At 31.7% G+C, this 16974-nt stretch carries 20 protein-coding genes; 5 read left to right on the forward strand and 15 right to left on the reverse strand.

Annotation, left to right across the window (positions count from 1 at the left end):
* Nucleotides 1-15 precede the first annotated feature (15 nt).
* A complete protein-coding gene (gene pdxA / locus EB819_RS00230; protein WP_069797848.1) occupies nucleotides 16-1104 on the reverse strand; it encodes a 4-hydroxythreonine-4-phosphate dehydrogenase PdxA in 1089 nt (362 codons plus the stop codon).
* A gap of 106 nt (nucleotides 1105-1210) precedes the next feature.
* Here pdxA and EB819_RS00235 point away from each other — a divergent pair, with 106 nt between their 5' ends.
* From EB819_RS00235 to EB819_RS00245, 3 genes are read left to right on the forward strand one after another with little or no spacing between them, the layout of a single operon-like run.
* Nucleotides 1211-1795, forward strand: a complete 585-nt coding sequence (locus EB819_RS00235) for a riboflavin synthase (protein ID WP_069797850.1) — start codon at nucleotides 1211-1213, stop codon at nucleotides 1793-1795.
* A 51-nt stretch (nucleotides 1796-1846) separates the two neighbouring features.
* A complete protein-coding gene (locus tag EB819_RS00240; protein WP_245993174.1) occupies nucleotides 1847-3250 on the forward strand; it encodes a sensor histidine kinase in 1404 nt (467 codons plus the stop codon).
* A gap of 34 nt (nucleotides 3251-3284) precedes the next feature.
* A complete protein-coding gene (locus EB819_RS00245; RefSeq protein WP_069797854.1) occupies nucleotides 3285-3980 on the forward strand; it encodes a tRNA1(Val) (adenine(37)-N6)-methyltransferase in 696 nt (231 codons plus the stop codon).
* Between the two features lie 2 nt (nucleotides 3981-3982).
* Here the strand turns inward: EB819_RS00245 and EB819_RS00250 are convergent, their stop codons facing one another.
* The gene (locus EB819_RS00250; RefSeq protein ID WP_069797856.1) at nucleotides 3983-4693 is read right to left on the reverse strand and encodes a cell division ATP-binding protein FtsE; all 711 of its coding nucleotides are present in this window, start codon (nucleotides 4691-4693) and stop codon (nucleotides 3983-3985) included.
* Nucleotides 4694-4872: 179 nt separating this feature from the next.
* Entirely contained in the window at nucleotides 4873-5028 is a 156-nt protein-coding gene (gene rpmH / locus EB819_RS00255) for a 50S ribosomal protein L34 (protein ID WP_069797858.1), read from the reverse strand.
* Nucleotides 5029-5320: 292 nt separating this feature from the next.
* Here rpmH and EB819_RS00260 point away from each other — a divergent pair, with 292 nt between their 5' ends.
* A complete protein-coding gene (locus tag EB819_RS00260) occupies nucleotides 5321-6325 on the forward strand; it encodes a DHH family phosphoesterase (RefSeq protein ID WP_069797860.1) in 1005 nt (334 codons plus the stop codon).
* A gap of 3 nt (nucleotides 6326-6328) precedes the next feature.
* On the opposite strand, the gene EB819_RS00265 is transcribed toward EB819_RS00260, so the two are convergent.
* From EB819_RS00265 to EB819_RS00285, 5 genes are all read right to left on the reverse strand, one after another.
* On the reverse strand, nucleotides 6329-7204 hold the full coding sequence (locus tag EB819_RS00265; RefSeq protein ID WP_069797862.1) for a hypothetical protein: 876 nt from the start codon (nucleotides 7202-7204) through the stop codon (nucleotides 6329-6331).
* Entirely contained in the window at nucleotides 7191-7547 is a 357-nt protein-coding gene (locus EB819_RS00270; protein WP_069797864.1) for a hypothetical protein, read from the reverse strand. The genes EB819_RS00265 and EB819_RS00270 overlap by 14 nt, the downstream gene beginning before the upstream one ends.
* A 259-nt stretch (nucleotides 7548-7806) precedes the next feature.
* The gene (locus EB819_RS00275) at nucleotides 7807-8589 is read right to left on the reverse strand and encodes an alpha/beta fold hydrolase (RefSeq protein WP_069797866.1); all 783 of its coding nucleotides are present in this window, start codon (nucleotides 8587-8589) and stop codon (nucleotides 7807-7809) included.
* A gap of 92 nt (nucleotides 8590-8681) precedes the next feature.
* Nucleotides 8682-9185: a hypothetical protein gene (locus EB819_RS00280; protein WP_069797868.1), complete on the reverse strand. Its 504-nt coding sequence runs from the start codon at nucleotides 9183-9185 to the stop codon at nucleotides 8682-8684.
* A 65-nt stretch (nucleotides 9186-9250) separates the two neighbouring features.
* Nucleotides 9251-10177, reverse strand: coding sequence for a YeiH family protein (locus tag EB819_RS00285; RefSeq protein ID WP_069797870.1), 927 nt, complete (start codon nucleotides 10175-10177; stop codon nucleotides 9251-9253).
* A 112-nt stretch (nucleotides 10178-10289) separates the two neighbouring features.
* Between EB819_RS00285 and EB819_RS00290 the strand changes: the two genes are divergently transcribed.
* Nucleotides 10290-10676, forward strand: coding sequence for a rhodanese-like domain-containing protein (locus EB819_RS00290; protein WP_074650944.1), 387 nt, complete (start codon nucleotides 10290-10292; stop codon nucleotides 10674-10676).
* An 85-nt stretch (nucleotides 10677-10761) separates the two neighbouring features.
* Here the strand turns inward: EB819_RS00290 and EB819_RS00295 are convergent, their stop codons facing one another.
* From EB819_RS00295 to EB819_RS00325, 7 genes are read right to left on the reverse strand one after another with little or no spacing between them, the layout of a single operon-like run.
* The gene (locus EB819_RS00295) at nucleotides 10762-12801 is read right to left on the reverse strand and encodes a protein-disulfide reductase DsbD family protein (protein ID WP_069797872.1); all 2040 of its coding nucleotides are present in this window, start codon (nucleotides 12799-12801) and stop codon (nucleotides 10762-10764) included.
* Nucleotides 12802-12843: 42 nt separating this feature from the next.
* Entirely contained in the window at nucleotides 12844-13896 is a 1053-nt protein-coding gene (locus EB819_RS00300) for an ATP-grasp domain-containing protein (protein WP_069797874.1), read from the reverse strand.
* Nucleotides 13871-14581, reverse strand: a complete 711-nt coding sequence (locus EB819_RS00305; RefSeq protein WP_069797876.1) for an NRDE family protein — start codon at nucleotides 14579-14581, stop codon at nucleotides 13871-13873. Before EB819_RS00305 ends, EB819_RS00300 begins: the two co-directional genes overlap by 26 nt.
* Complete coding sequence (locus EB819_RS00310) at nucleotides 14582-15091, reverse strand: hypothetical protein (protein ID WP_069797878.1); 510 nt, start codon at nucleotides 15089-15091, stop codon at nucleotides 14582-14584.
* Nucleotides 15088-15453, reverse strand: coding sequence for a DoxX family protein (locus tag EB819_RS00315; protein ID WP_069797880.1), 366 nt, complete (start codon nucleotides 15451-15453; stop codon nucleotides 15088-15090). Before EB819_RS00315 ends, EB819_RS00310 begins: the two co-directional genes overlap by 4 nt.
* Nucleotides 15454-15457: 4 nt before the next feature.
* A complete protein-coding gene (locus tag EB819_RS00320; RefSeq protein WP_069797882.1) occupies nucleotides 15458-15910 on the reverse strand; it encodes a YHS domain-containing (seleno)protein in 453 nt (150 codons plus the stop codon).
* Between the two features lie 9 nt (nucleotides 15911-15919).
* Nucleotides 15920-16882: a redoxin domain-containing protein gene (locus tag EB819_RS00325; RefSeq protein WP_069797884.1), complete on the reverse strand. Its 963-nt coding sequence runs from the start codon at nucleotides 16880-16882 to the stop codon at nucleotides 15920-15922.
* Nucleotides 16883-16974 lie beyond the last annotated feature (92 nt).

Consider the following 16974-nt stretch of genomic DNA (forward strand, 5'->3'; position numbering starts at 1 on the left):
TAAATAACAAAAGTTTTATTCATTTTCTTCTGGTAAATCTTCATCTATACCATTGTCGTGAGCTAAAACTCTTGGTTTCAAGCGGCTTTCTATGAGGTCTTGATACTCATTTCTATTTTTAAAAATTTTAATCGCTGTAAAAATAGCCTCAGAAAAAGATTGCTCATCTGCTAAATTTTTCCCTGCAATGTCATACGCTACACCATGATCTGGCGAAGTTCTTATGAAAGGCAATCCAGCAGTGTAATTTACGCCTTCTTCATAAGCTAATGTTTTAAAAGGAGCTAATCCTTGGTCATGATACATTGCTAGAACAGCGTCAAATGAACTGTATTTCTCTGGTTGGAAGAAACTGTCTGCAGGGAAAGAGCCAAAAGCTAAAATTCCTTCGTTAAATAATTCTTTGATAGCAGGTTCTATAATTTCTATTTCTTCTTTGCCAATTGCACCGCCGTCTCCAGCATGAGGATTAAGGCCTAGAATAGCAATTTTCGGTTTTTGGATGCAGAAATCTTCAATCAATGATTGGTTGAGAACTCTTACTTGTTCCTTTATTTTTTGTTTAGAAATATTTTTAGAAATTTCTGAAACAGGAATATGATGGGTAGAAACTGCAACTTTTAATTTTTCGGTAACGAGGAACATAAGTCCTTTCTTGCCGAATTTTTCTTCAAAATAACCAGTATGACCAGCATGTTTGAAGCCTTGCTTCATCATCTCGTCTTTATTGATTGGTGCGGTTACCAAAACATCTATTTCTCCTTTCATTAAAGCATCTGTAGCAGCTTCTAGAGAATCTATAGCCATTTTAGTAGATTCTTCAGTAGGCGTACCGAAGTCTACATTTACATTGTCTTTCCAGAGATTGACAATGTTGAGTTTTCCATTAGCGGCTTCTTTGGCACTTTGTACATAATTAAAAGTGGTGTTAATCTTAAACACATTCTTTTGGTAAGAAAATAATTTTCCAGAACCGAAAATTACTGGAGTGAAAAAGTCAGTAATGTTTTTGTCTTTCAGTGCCTTTAGGATGATTTCTACGCCTATTCCGTTAAAATCGCCTACTGAAATTCCTACCTTAATTTTGTGGTGTTTAGAACTCATTTTTAATTATCTTTGAATTTTAAAATAGATTGTCACAAATTTAGTGATTTTTAATTTATAAATCTTTAATCTAATATTTTTAAACTTTAACTTATATAAACAAAATATGTTTACAGGAATAATTGAAGCGACAGGAAAGGTAGAAAAATTGGAAAAACAAGGGACTAATGTTGTCTTTACTTTTAGCGGTCCTTTTACACAAGAACTTAAAGTAGACCAGAGTTTAGCGCATAACGGTTGTTGTCTTACAGTGGAGTCTATTGATGGTGATTTGTACACGGTTACAGCGATTAATGAAACGCTAGAAAAAACCAATTTGGGCGAATTAAAAGTAGGGAGCGTAGTAAATCTAGAGCGTTGTATGAAAATGGAAGGCAGGTTAGATGGTCATATCGTACAAGGTCATGTAGATAAAACTGGCTCAATTGTTGCTATCGAAAATATTAACGGAAGTTATTATCTAACATTCACTTACGAAGAAGATGGTTCTTTTACCACAGTTCCGCAAGGTTCTATTACTGTAAATGGAATTAGTTTGACTGTTGCTGATAGCAAAGAAAATCAGTTTTCTGTGGCGATAATTCCGTACACTTGGGAACATACCAATATGAATACTTTAAAAGTGGGAGACCGTGTAAATTTAGAATTCGATATTATTGGAAAATATGTAGCCAAGCTTATGAAGAGATAAAACATGGCATTACATAGCTATAGCTTAAGGACTAAAATTTTTATAGGATTTATGGTAGTCTGTTTTTTCAGTATCATAGGTTCTACAGCTATGTCTTATCTTATCATCAAAAAATCTACAGATGAACAGAGCGTTACAGAAATGCAAAATAAGTTTGAAGCATTAATGAAAACGCTAGATTACGCAGTAAGCCATACTAATATTACTCAAGGCAAAGATTTAGTCAATATTCTCCAAAACGAAATTTACGAGATTTCGGATATCAATAAACATGATGTAATTCTTTATGATTTACAAGGTAATTATTTAGTTTCCAATAAAGAACTGAATCTTGTAGCACAGAAAAAAATTCCTCATGAAACGTTAATGAATGTTTTGGAGTCTGACAAAAGAGTAGATGTACAAGAATACGATCAAAAAGTGGGCAGTAATGTCACCTCTTCTTATATGATTCTTAGGAATAACATGTTAGAGCCTATTGCGATTGTGTATTTTCCTTTTTATCACAATGATAATATTTATGCAGGTGCATTTAATAAATATGTTCAGTACATTATTTTGGTCAATCTTTTCCTCATTTTGTTGAGTATTTGGCTAAGTTGGGTGATTTCTAAAAATTTGACCAAAACCATTACCAGAATTTCAGAACTCATTACCAGAACTACGCTTTTTGGTAGAGAAATGAAACCGATTAAGTATTTTCAAAATGATGAATTAAGTGGTTTGGTAAAATCTTATAACAAAATGATTTACCAAATTGAAGATCAAAAAATGCTTTTGGCTAATAAAGAAAGAGAAGAAGCATGGAGAGAAATGGCAAAACAAGTTGCCCACGAAGTGAAAAATCCGCTCACTCCAATGAAGTTGCTCATTCAGAATTTTGAGAGAAAATTTGATAAAAATGACCCAGAAATTGACCAAAAAGTCAGAAATCTAAGTCGAAGTTTGGTAGATCAAATCGATTTAGTAGCTACTGTAGCAAGTGCTTTTTCAGAATTTGCCAAGTTGCCGCCAAAAAATGATGAATCTTTTAATCTAAAAGAAGAATTAGAAAATTTGGTAAGAGTTTTCAATGATGATGGTAATATTTATTTCCATGCGAATAAAGATATGATGCCGGTGAGAATGGATAGAATTTATCTTTCTAGGATTTTCACCAATATGATTACCAATGCAAAACAAGCAGTTTCTGAACAAAGAAAATCCATCATCAATATAGATGCAGAGCTTTTTAATAAGAAAATCATCATCGTTATAGAAGACAACGGAATTGGTATTCCTAAAGATAAATTAGAGCAAATCTTCGAGCCTAATTTTACCACAAAAAATTCTGGAATGGGACTCGGTTTGACCATGGTCAAAAAAATGATAGAAGAGTATAAAGGCGAAATTTCCGTGAAATCCGAAGAAGGAAAAGGAACCAAATTCACCATCATTCTTCCAACAAACGTTTAACTTTTTTACTTTTCTCATTGAGAATTTCTTTAAAATGAAACCTTTTCGATTTCAAAAATTTGATATTTTACAGCATAAAAATGTTTTCCGAGTAGGAACAGACGGTGTATTGTTGGGAGCTTTGTGTCAAGTTGAAAACGCTCAGAAAATCTTGGAAGTTGGAACTGGGACAGGTTTGATTTCTCTAATGCTCGCTCAGCGAAATGCAAATGCTAAAATTACAGCTTTAGATTTAAATGAAGATGCGGTGAAATTGGCTCAAGAAAATTTTAAAAATTCTCCATTTTCAGAAAGATTGCAGATTTTTCATCAAGATTTTAAAACTTTTGCATCGCAAAAAGAATATGATTTTGTGGTTTGTAATCCACCATTTTTTGAGGAAAATAATTCTGTGAAAGATGTATTAGCGAGACAGCAAGTAGAACTTACTTTTAGAAATTTAATAAAAAAAGCTTCGAAAATTTTATCTTCAGAAGGAATTTTTTCGGTAATTATTCCTTCGGAATCTGCACAAGAATTTGAAAACATAGCTGAATATTTTGATGTACATCTAGTAAGAAAAATAAATATTTTCGGTATTGAAAACGGTTCTTTAAAACGAAATGTTTTAGAATTTTCTAAGAAAAAATCAGCATTGGAAGCCCTTGATTTTACGATAGAAAAAAGTCCGAGAAAATACTCGGACCAATATTTAGAACTCACCAAAGAGTTTCACGTTTTTGGAAAATAATATTATTCAAAAAGTTCTACGGTATTCATTACCTTAACTCCGCCATCTTCGCATTTAATCGCTTCTCCAGGGAAATTTTGAATCATGTGGTAATCGTGAGTTGCCATTAAAACTGCACAATTTCTTTCTAAAGATACTTTTTTCAGTAAATTCATAATATCGTTAGAAGTTTCTGGGTCTAGGTTTCCAGTAGGTTCGTCTGCAAGAATCAATTCTGGATGATTTAGTAAAGCTCTTGCAATAGCAATACGCTGCTGTTCACCGCCAGAAAGTTCGTGAGGCATTTTGTGTTTTTTCGTTTTCATGTCTACACTGTCTAGAACCTCGTTTATTCTGTCGTCCATCAGGTTTTTATCCTTCCAGCCAGTAGCTTCTAGTACGAAACGTAGATTTCTTTCTACACTTCTATCTGTTAACAATTGAAAATCTTGAAAAACGATCCCTAGTCTTCTTCTAAGGTTAGGAATATCTGATGCTCTTAATTTCTGTAAATCAAATCCTACTACTTCTCCGTTTCCTTCTTTTAGAGGCAAGTGTCCGTACAAAACTTTTAACAATGAACTCTTTCCAGAACCTGTTTTACCAATAAGGTAGCAGAAAGTACCTCTCTTAATGTGTAAATTCACATGAGATAAAACGGTAAAGTTTTTTTGTACAATTTTCGCGTCTTGCAGCGTAATAATATCTTCTCCGTAGGTGTTATGATGTGGCATAATGATTATAAATGATGGTTGATTTTTTCTGGTTGATAATAAGGCTTACTTTTTTATCAACTTTCAAAAATAAGGAAAACCTTTTTTTTATCCTAAATTTTAAGGAAATTTTAACAACAAAAAATGCTCGGAAAGTAAATTTCCAAGCATGTCTTTTATAATAAAATCAAAAGAAATTATTATCTCTTAGCTCTTGCGTCGCTAATAGTTAATCTCTTTCTGCCTTTTGCTCTTCTAGCAGCTAATACTCTTCTACCATTTGGAGTAGACATTCTTTCTCTGAAACCGTGTTTGTTTCTTTTCTTTCTTTCTGATGGCTGGAATGTTCTTTTCATTACTTCAATTTATAATGGGTCCGTAATTATTCTTCTTTTTGAGGTTGCAAAGATATGTTTTTTTTTATTTTCTGCAAATTAATTTTTAGAAATAATTAAGTTTTTTTTTGAATCTATGAGATAAAACTTTTCTCAAAGAGTGCTTATAAGTGATTTTTAGGATTAAAAGCCTTCTAATTCTGTTTAATATGATTATGAAAATCATTTTATAAATATTGAGTGTTCAAACATCATATTTGAGGTTTCGAGATTTTGGAGTAAAAAAATTATCTTTGCACCATAAATTTTTACAATGTTTACAGAAAACCAACTTACAGAAATCAAAAGCCTTTTGCAACCGAATAAAAATGTAGTGATTATCACGCATTACAATCCAGATGGTGATGCAATAGGGAGTAGTCTTGGTTTAAAACATTTTCTTAAAAATTTAGGAGTTGATGCTACGGTAATTGTTCCAAATGATTTCCCGAAATTTCTAAAATGGATGCCCGAAGCAAAAAAAATAGTCATCGCAGAGTATAAACGTAAAATTGCTGGCGAAGCAATTTATCATGCAGATGTAATTTTTTGTTTAGATTTTAATGCTCCTTCTAGAATTGGAATGTTAGGAGATTGGCTCACGAAATCTTGGGCGAAAAAAATCTTGATAGACCATCATCAGCAACCAGAGCATTTCGATTTTGTGTATTCTAATACCAGTATTCCCGCAACTTGTCAGATGGTGTATCATTTCATTGAAGCTTTGGGAAAAGAGGATTTGGTAAATCAAGATGTGGCAGAATGTCTTTACACAGGAATTATGACTGATACTGGAGGTTTCCGTTTTCGTTCTACTTCTGCAGATACACATAGAATTGTAGCGAATTTAATAGAAAAAGGCGCTGATCCTTCTATGATTACGTCTAATACTTGGGATACTAATACGGTTTCTAGATTACATCTTCTGTCGTTGATTTTAGGAAGAATAGAATTGGTAAAAGATGGAAAAGTGGCGATTCTTTATTTAAAACGTGACGAATTAAAAGAATTTGGCTTCGAAAAAGGCGATACAGAAGGTTTTGTAAACTACGGATTGAGTATTGCAGGAACTAAAATGTCTGCTTTTTTCATGGAAGATTTATATGAAGATTTCATCAAAATTTCTTTCCGAAGCAAAGACGATGTAGATACCAATGCATTTGCGAGAGCACATTTCCACGGTGGTGGACATATCAATGCTTCTGGAGGTAAATATTTTAAAAATATCCACGAAACCATTGAAGATTTTAAAGAAAAAATTGAAGAAGAGGGATTTTAAGAATTAATTGTAAACTAAAAACTCTAAAAATTCAAAATATCTTTTATCGTTTTTTAAATCATTCCAAACCTTGTTTATTGAGATAGTTTCGATTCCTTGAAATAAAAAATCTTTATCGTCACAGAACAAAATTTTAATATCAGAAACAAAATCTTTTAATTTTTTTGATTTTTCTAAAAGCAAATTTTTTTTATTGGAATTAGTAATTTGACAAGCAATATTTTTACCGTTAGATGTTTGTCCAAAAACATCTACATCAGCATAATTTCCGCCAGTTTTTAAAAATTGAAATTGAATTTTATAATCTTGGGGAGCGAGATTAGAACGCAACCATTCTAAGCATATTAATTCAACAAGGTTTGGAGAGATGTTTTTTAATGAAATTTCTGGTTTTTCGTATTTTTCCTCTGAAAAAAGCCAATGTATTAATTCTTCTCGCTGTTTTACTGGACTTAACGTAACTTGATGCGGAATGATGCTATTTAATATTGGGTATTCTAAATTTTCAAACTCTTTAACATCTTCTAATTTGTAAATTTTATATTCATTTTCTTTTCCTCTTTGTATAGATTTTGTGTTTTTGCTAATTTTTGCAATTTTAGTTTTCTTCTCGCCTAAATATTTTGCAATTACTAAAATATCAGAAGTTTGTAAAACTTCCTCCATTTTTTTCCATCGCTGGATAAATTGAATGTTTTTTGGCCTCTTTGTAACATTATTACTTTGGTATAAATAATTCCAATATTCTTTTTCATTATCTTGGTTTACCAATATTGCAATTTCATTATTTTTATAAAAATCTTTTATTTTCTCTTTATTGTCGTGTAAGTTGATTCTGATAATATAGATAGGAAGATATTTACAATTAGAAGAATTCATAAGTGGTGTTTTCAAATGCATAATTAAATTTATATTTTAGTTTTTCAAATTCAATATCTAAATTGTCATCATTAATATTGATGAAATTACCAGAAAAATCGTTTCCTTCTAATAATGAAATATAATTGTTGATTGTTTGTAAAAACTCAATTATTTTGTAATAATTAGTGGTTTTCTTACGGTAAGCAAAATACTCATCCAATAGTTTTGATAAAAGGCCTTCTGAATATATTCTATTAAGAAGGGAAATGTTGTTTTTAACACTTTTTAATTCTACATCAATAAACAAATTATTTTCAGGAAGACCATTTAAAATTTCTTCAATTGTAATTTTCTTTTTCATAATTTTTTGTCAAAGTTAAAGTAGTTAAGCGTCAAAGTAAGTCTTGTTAATTCTTTTTCTTAGCAAATCCTAGGCAATTGCTCACCAATTAAAGGATTTACCACGCGTTTTCCACCAAAAGCACTTTTCATAATGAATTTTCCAGCATGTTTTTCGGTGATTTTCTAAGTTACAAGCCAGTTTGGTGATTATTTCCTCTATACTTTGTATCGTTTATGGCGGAAAAGTGGTTGTTGAAAATCTAGAGTTGCTCTAGAATTTAGAGTAAAAAATGTTTCGGTAAATTATGAAACAACTCCGTATTGATAATTTCTGCACAAATCGTTGGTTTTTCCCAATGTCCGTTGTGTCCGCAATCGAGAACATACGTTTTGATGTTGGTCTTTTCAGGAATGATTTTGAGAAGATTTTCGGTTTTTACAGCATTGTCATATTTCCCAGCAATGATGAGAATTTTGGCATCTAAATTTTCTAAAATTTCAGTTCGGTCTGGTCTTTCTGCCATTCCTAATTGAGCTGCTTTAACGCCTTCCTTATCAGTAGATTTTGCGATGTTTTTCGCCAATTCTATTTTGCCTTCTAAAATATCTTTTTCATTATTGCTAAAAAGATTGGGGATAGAAGTTTTGACGAAAGTTTCAAAATTTTCATCAATTACGGCAATACTTCTTTTACGGATTTGCTTTTTTTCGTCATCATCTGCAACTGTAGTCGAAAAAAATAAAGTCATACTTTCTAAAATTTCAGGAAATTTTTCTGCAAAAGCCAAAGAAACATAACCTCCCAAAGAATGTCCTAGCAAATTGATTTTCTCTAATTTTAGAGCATCAATTACTTCTTTTACTTTTTCTGCCATCAATTCTACGGTGTGTATTTCTTGATAAACTTTAGATTTTCCATGTCCAGGTAAATCTATTTTAATCAATGTGAAATCTTTAGAAAGATGAGCTTCCATCTCGTCCCAGATGGTTGTGTTTTCCATAAAACCATGAAGTAAAACCAATGGTTTTTTGCCGTTTCCTGAAATTTCGTGATGTAGCATAATTTTTAATTTTTTAGATGAGAGATTTGAGATACGAGATTAAAGATTTCAAATTTTTCAACCTTTACCTTTGCCTTTACCTTTACCTCAACTTATTTCCAAATATCGATGTAATCTACAAAACCTTGAGCGTTTATTTTCTGTTGAAGTCTAAAGAATTCTCCTTTTCCTTCATCTCTGAATGTATTGCTATTGCTCTTAGATTCTGTTCTACCATTGATGGTTTGTGTGATTTTTCCGTAAAAATTGATGTGTTTTGGTGACACTCTATCAGCTTTTCCGTCAATGATGAGTATATTTTTTCCAGATTTTGCATTTCCTTTTACTTCGTAACCATCACTCATGATTTTTGTGAAATTCACGGTTCCAGTTAATGAAACGCCATCATCAGATACGAAAGTAAGTTTATGTTTTCCGCTTAAATCGCCAAAATTATTTTTGTTGTTCAATGCTCTGATGCTGTCATTGTACTTCATTCTCACCGCATTGATGGAATCAATAATCTTAGTGCTGTCTACATCTTTAGCATTATTTTCTCCGGTTTTGTTGCACGAGAAAGCGATGAGCATCAAAGGAATAAAAAATAGTTTCTTCATGGTTATCGAATTAATTTGTATTGATTGAAAACAAATTTAAACCAAACTTTTTATTCTACCGATATTTACTTCAAAAATTCTAAAACAGCGTAAAGTGAAATACTAGAAATGAAAATCCAAAGGATAATTCCTAAAAGAAGAGGCTTAATACCTATATTTTTGAGATTTTGTAAAGATAATCCTGCTCCAATTAAGAAAAGAGCAACCTTCAGTGTGTCTCTGGAAATTTCAGAAATGATAGAATTGAAATTTTGTAAAAAAGGAAGGTAGGTTCCTGCTAAAATCGCTAAAACAAAGAAACCAATGAAATAAGGAATCTTAATTTTCCCTTCACTTTTGGTAAAAATAGAAATAAGAAAAGCCAACGGAATAATCCATAAAGCTCTTGCTAATTTTACAGTGGTGGCAATTTGTAATGCTTCGTTACCGTATTTACTTGTAGCGCCAACTACAGAACTTGTATCGTGAATGGCGATAGCGCTCCAAATGCCAAATTGATTTTGACTTAAGTTAAAAAAATGCCCAATTTCTGGGAAAATAAACAGCGCAACAGCATTTAGAACAAAAACAATTCCTAATGCTACAGAAGTTTGTTTGTTATTGGCTTTTAAAATGGGTGCAACTGCTGCGATGGCGCTTCCTCCACAGATTGCAGTTCCTGCAGAAATGAGTTGAGCAATGGTTTTGTCAATTTTTAAAATTTTGGCTAAAAATAAGCCGAAAATCATGACCAAAGCAATCGTAGAAACAGTAAAAAGAAAACCTTGACTTCCTGCTTCTATTGCGGTGTTCAGGTTAATTCCGAAACCTAATCCAATAATAGAATATTGCAATAATTTTTTGACAAAACTATCTGTCTCTAGAACTTTCCCGAATATATTCACAAAAAGAATTCCGAATAATAAAGCAATTGGCGGAGAAACAAGTGGTGAAAAAGATAAAACAGCGAGTGCTAAAAAGAGGAGTTGAAGAAGTAATTTTTTTTGAAGCATGTTCTTTCTGAATTATCGAACGCGAAATTATTCAAAACCAAAATTTGCTATTGTAACTTTTGTTACATAAGAACTATCGCTAATGAAATAGTTTTGTAAAAAATAGAAAATAATGAAAAAGTTAATATCAATATTGAGCTTAGGAGTTTTAGTAATCTTAGGAACGCAGTGTTCTTCTCCTAAACCTGCAGAAAGTAATGCTCAAACTGAAGCCCAAAAAGAAGTTTCAATTAAAGAACAAGTTACAAACGGGGCATTTTTGGTAGATGTAAGAACGCCACAAGAATTTGCAGAAGGAAGTGTAAAAGGAGCAGTGAATATTCCGCTTGATGAAGTAGAAAGTAGATTGAATGAATTCAAAGGAAAACCATCTGTAATTGTTTTTTGTAGAACAGGAAACAGAAGCGGACAAGCGAAAGCGATTCTAGAATATAACGGAATAAAAAATGTAACCAACGGAATCAATACCAAAACGGTAAACGAAGAATTGGCAAAATAAAAATTCGTTTTACTATTCTCTTGACTAAAAAAAAAAAAGCTTTCAAAATTTTGAAAGCTTTTTTATTGATAAAGAATTGATAATTCTATTTCTGTTTTTTATAAAATTCAATTCCACATTCTAAGAATTTTTTGAAATCTTCTTTCGGCATATAACCAGAAACAGGAGTGTTAATCACTTTTCCTTCTGGAGTTACCAAAACGTAATGCGGTTGAGAATTATTATTAAAATTCACTTGTTGGAACATGCTCCATTTATCACCTATGGTTTTAATACGTTTCATTTGTCCGTTTCCTAAATCTACTTTGGTTTGTTCTGCTTCTGGCAATTCTTCTTTGTCGTCTACATAAAGAGAAGCGAGAATGACTTCGTTTTGTAAAGTTGGCAGAATATCAGGTTCGCTCCACACAAATTCCTCCATTTTTCTACAATTTTCGCAACCATAACCTGTGAAATCTATTAAAACAGGTTTGTTTTCTTTCTTCGCTAATGCTATCGCTTTGAAATAATCATGTTCTGGATGCATTCCTAGAATTCCGTCTTTTTCATCATGAAGATAGCTCACATTAATTGGAGGCAAAATCCCTGAAAGCATCTGTAATTTTGGTCTTTCTGCAGGAACTAATCCTTGAACTAAATATACTAAAAATCCTATTCCTAAAACTCCAAAGATTTTTCGAGTGACAGAAATTTTTTGGTTTTTATCATCGTGTGGAAATCTGATTTTTCCAAATAAATAAAGCACTAAACCGATGGTAATAATTATCCAAATCGCGATGAAGAGTTCACGTTTTAGTAAGAATGTTTTAGAAACTAAATCTGCTTTTGACAAGAATTTCAATGCTAAAGCTAATTCTACGAAGCCAAGAACTACTTTTACAGTATTCATCCAGCCGCCAGATTTTGGCAAACTTTGTAACGCTTGCGGAAATAATGCCAATAGTCCGAAAACAATTGCCCAACTTAAACCAAATCCTGCTAAAGCAAAGGTTAATAACATCGGAACATTTGCAGAACCCGTAACAGCGCTTCCTAATAAACTTCCTAAAATTGGTCCAGTACAAGAAAATGAAACAATGACCAAGGTTAAAGCCATAAAGAAAATCCCAATCAAACCGCCAGCTTCTTCGGCTTTTGCAGATTTATTGGCTACCCAACTTGGTAATGTGATATCATAGTATCCAAAAAAGCTTAATGCAAAGAATAAGAAAATTGCAAAAAAGAATAAATTTAACCAAATATTGGTAGAAATTTGATTAAAAATGTTCCCCGAAATTCCATCAATGATATGAAAAGGAACACTTAATAATACAAAAATTAAAAGAATGAAAAATCCATAAAGAAGAGCATCTCTTTTGCCTTTTGCTTTGTCTTTTTGTCCTTTGGTGAAGAACGAAACCGTTAAAGGAATCATTGGGAAGACGCACGGTGTAAGCAATGCAATTAATCCACCGATAAAACCTAAAATAAAAATCCAAAGATTGTTTTCTCTGTTTTCTGTAGTTTTGGTTCCGCAGTCAGTTAATGGATTTTTGAAATCCAAACTATTCACCTTAATTCCTTCGTGTTGTTCTTCCTTTAATGTGGTTGTAAGACTTGCATTTTCTGTAGTTTTTGTGCTGTCTTTTGTAAGGGTTTCTTCGGTGCTTGTTTCTGTAGTTGTGGCAACAGTACCTTCTATTTTTTTCTCAAATTCTAAAGTTTCTGGTGCTAGACAAACCTTATCATTACACGTTTGATAGGTAAATTCAGCGGCTACGGAACTTCCTTTTTCAGGATTTTTGAGTTTGAATTTTTGCTTAAAAATTACATTTCCAGATAGCGTGGTAAGATCAGCACCAAAAGCTTCGGAAAAAGAGGTTTCTTTTTTGCCAGTTTCGGTAGCTTTTCCTATCAATTCTATGTCTTTAGAAGCGATTTTTATTTCCGTAGGAATAGCGCCAACTTCTGGGTCTATATCTTTGGAGTAAATGTGCCAACCGTTGTCTATTTTTGCAGTGATAATGGCTTCGTATTGGTTTTCACCAATAGATTTTATATCATAATTTAGCTTTACGTGTTTTTCTATTTGTGAAAAAAAGAGTTGAGATACAACTGCGAAAAACAAGAGCAAAAATTTCTTCATTTTTAAATTTTTAGAGTTACAAAAGTAATTGTTTTTTACAGATTAATCAACCAAAGAAATTTTTCTCAGTTTTTTTTCTATTGTTTGATTGTTTTTTAAAGCTAAAAAACCTTCTTTAATATTGAGGTAAGGAAAACCTGCTTTGTGATTTTTCCTGCTTATTTTTGCCATTATTTTCCAGTGTTTTGCAATTTCTTTCCAAGCAAAAAAGAGGGAGTGTTTTGGGTCGTACATGTGTGTTGGTTCGCTTTTGGCTCCATTTATTTCTATAATTTTGAAGCTTTTACCGTCTTTTAGTTGTTCTAAATTTTCATACATTACGTCTAGTCTTCCGAAGTAAAAACCATTTACATTGGTACATATTTCATCTATTTTTTTTACTAAATTTTCTGTAATTTCATTTGAAATATCTATAAATTTTGCTCCTCTGGTATGACTTCCGAAGGGCACTAAAATAATTTCTACATTTTCAGGAACTATTTTCTGCATTTCGTTTTTCATTTCATTTTCTACAGCTTTGATTTGAAATGCACTTCTGGGATTTTCTATCACAAGTTCTTTCAAAGTTTTTTTACCATTTCCTTTTACATAGAGAAATTCTTTTTTTACCATTCCGGTAATTTTCCCGGTTTTTTCATCAGGAAATCGATGATAAAAAATACCCACTTCATTTTTGAAATTTATTTTTTCCTGAATCAAAAAATCATAGTCACTATTTTTATAGTAATTTTCTAATTCGTCTGCGTTTTTTATCTCAACAACGCCCAAACCTTTCAGTCCTATATTGGGTTTTACAATAATGGGAAACTCTAATTTTTGTAATTTGAGACTATTTAAAACTTCCTTAAAGTTACTTTCTGATGAAGCGAAAATAGTTTTTGGAATCCAGTTTTCGGGAATCAAATCGTAAATTTCTTTTTTGCTTTCCATTGCCATTCCGCCATATTTTATGGATGGATTTGCTCCATGGAAAAACAGAAGTGTTCTTGCTTTGAATGCACAATACAGCCAAACCGGGAGAAGTGGCATATAAATGGAATAGACAGACCAATATTCCCAATGTACTATTTTATGAAAGCGAAGTTTTAAATTCATTTTTCAATAAGATTTTTTCTGGTTTTGAATGTGTATTGAGCCTATCTTGATGTTTCAGAATAATTTCATCAGAAATAATTACCTGTGTGGTACTAATGGTTTGTATGGTGTTTTGCCTTTTGATGGTGATTCCGTTTTCCAAATCATTGGTTTTTTGATGATGGAAACTCCAAACCGTTTCCTCAGAAATATTGTCCTTTTGCAGAAAATTTTGAAAAATCTGTACTCTTTTTCCTCTTGCATTTTCATCATACAAAGTAGCTGAAGACCAAATGTATGAACGATTGTTATCTAGCTCTGTAAAATGTTTTTCAGAACCATTCCAACGAAATTCTGCAAGTTTGTTTTGCTGAAAAATGACTAAAGTAAAAGGTTCAATATTTTGTAAATCAATATCTTGTAAGGTTGTAAATAAGTTTTTCTTAAAAATTAAATCTAAGACAATTAATCCACGACTTTTTCTATATTCAGCTTCTTTTTTATGGTTTTCAAAAGCTCCGTTCAACAAAATAATAACATTTCCACTTTCGGAAACGATAAACCAAGTCCCTTTTTTTGCAGCATCTTTTGGGTAAAAAACACCGTTTTCGGTATGAATTTCTTGGGCAGAACGATGAGGCTTCTCGTCTCGGTTAGAAGTGAGGATAATTTTGTCTTTTAGCGGAAAATAAGTGACAGTACACATTTAATTTATGTTTTGAATTTCCCTGTATTGAATAGTAGAAGGAGCGATTCCGAAATTTTTATTGATTAAATGATTTGCCTCCATTTCATTTAAAGCTACTTTTATCAATGCTTGATGATGAATGCAATGCTCAATATTATACACCATTTCTCTGTAAAAATTAGTTGGGATTTCCAAAGAAATATTTCCCATGGTTTGATGCAATAGTAGATTTTTATTCGGAAGATTAATCCCAGAAAGTATTTTAGAAATCATTTCCAAGGCTTTTTGGGGTTTCTCCTCTAATTCTAAATTTCTTTGCCTTTTGTCATAATTTATTTTACTTGAATAATAAGAATTTAGCAAAATTTCTAAAAATTCGATAATATGACGTGTGTGTCCACCAATAGTAGCACCATCTAAAGATAAAATTTTTCGAGTATATATTTCGGGTGAAATTTTTTGTAGCAAATCTTGTTGCTCGGTAAGAATCTGGTGTAAGATTTCATAAACTTGTTCGTTTCTTTTCATATTTTCATTTTTTTAAATTTTAATAAAAGAATTACACAAAAAACAAAAACGACGAGGGCAAGATAAAATAATTTTCCGCCATCATTATTGGTTTCAATTCCCAAAATAAAAATGTGTGAAACAATAGCACCTATCATTGTGAAAAAGCCTAATAATGCTCCCCAGAAAGTAGTTTTCGGGTTTAGGATTAATATAGCAGTAATTAGCTCCAAAACTCCAGAAAAAACCCTCCCGAATGGTTCGGCGTGAAGTTTAGAAAAAATAGCTACGGAATCTGGATGCGCCGAAAATTTAAAAAATAAAGTTTGTAGTAAAATAATAGCGGGAACTAATCGTAATGCCCAATTGATATAGTTTTTCATAATTCTACTTTTTAGTTAATTTTTCCCAGTTTTGATTGGCTTGTTTCTTCAGTTTTTCCTCGTTCTTGTTCCAAGAAGTGAGGGTGTTGGTAAATAATTTATTGTAAAAGAGATAAGTTTTTCCATCAATTACTTTAAAAGTATTTGGATTAATCTCTACTTTTTCGCCATAATCTCCCATTGCAAATGCGCACCAACCTCCATAAGCTGGTTCGTATTTGGTTGGAAATTTTTTCAAGAGTTCTTTGTTTTTGGCAGACGAAGTGTAATAAATTACTCCGTTTACGTTTACCGCAAATTCTTTTTTACCTTTTACGGCTTTATTTTGCTCAATATATGAAACGGGATCATAGCCTTGAATTGCTAATTTGTTATCTAAATTTCTATGCTCTGTTTTTTGAGAAAAAGCAAAAAAATGAAGTAAGAAAACGAGAATAATTGCGATGTGTTTTTTCATAAATTTTAATTAAAGTTGTTTTAAAATATCTTCTAATGAAGCTCTCACTTTATAATCGGGGTTGAAGTGTCGCCAAATAATTTTTTGATTTTCATCTAATATATAAGTAGCAGAAACAGGGAGTCTTCCAGTTTCGTCTGAACGGCTTTTTTTGAAATCGTCTCCTAAATGTTTTTCGTATAAGTCTAAAGTTTTTCTTTCAGGAATGTAGAGTACATCAAAAAGTTCTGCGATTTTATAATTTTCATCATACAAAACAGAATATGAAGTTTTGGTTTTATCGATGGTTTTTGCAATGAACTCGGGCTTTTCGGGTGAAATAATTACCAGTTGTGTATTTTTAGATTCTAATTCAGGAGCAATATTTTGAAGACTTTCTACATACTTATTGCAGTAAGGACACCATTGTCCACGAATGAAAACCAAAACTGTTTTCTTTTTTTCCTGAGACAGAGAAAATGTATTGCCAAACTGATTTTGTGCAGTAAAATCTGGGATAGTTTCGCCTACCAATTTACCTTTTACCTCAGCTAAAGTTGGCGTTTTGTTACCTAAATTTCTTTTTTCTAAAACCGAATATCCAACAGTAAGAAACTGTTTTGCGTTGTAATATCCATAATCGTACTGTACCAGTTCACCATTTTTATCTAAGAAAAGAAAAGAGGGATAATTTACAATTTTGAATTTTTTGGCAAGATCTACACCTTCTTTTTCGGCATCAATGTAAAGGCTGATAAAATTTTTGTTGAAAAATGCTCCCAATTCTGCATCAGGAAATGTATTCTTTTTCATTAGCTTGCAAGGTCCGCACCATGTAGTGTACAAGTCAATGAAAATGAGTTTGTTTTCTTGCTGAGCCAGTTTCTTGGCTTCTTCTAAATTTTTAGTCTGAAAATTGATTCCGTCTTTGCTTTGTGCATTAAATGAAATACCAACTAAAAATAAAACGGTATAAATGATTTTTGTAAACATAAAATAAATGATTTATTATTAAGTTCCAAAAAGCAAAAAAAATCACCCAATGAAAAGGTGATTTTTTAAAATATATATGTAAATTATTGATA

Source organism: Cloacibacterium normanense, assembly GCF_003860565.1.
GTDB classification, from domain to species: domain Bacteria; phylum Bacteroidota; class Bacteroidia; order Flavobacteriales; family Weeksellaceae; genus Cloacibacterium; species Cloacibacterium normanense.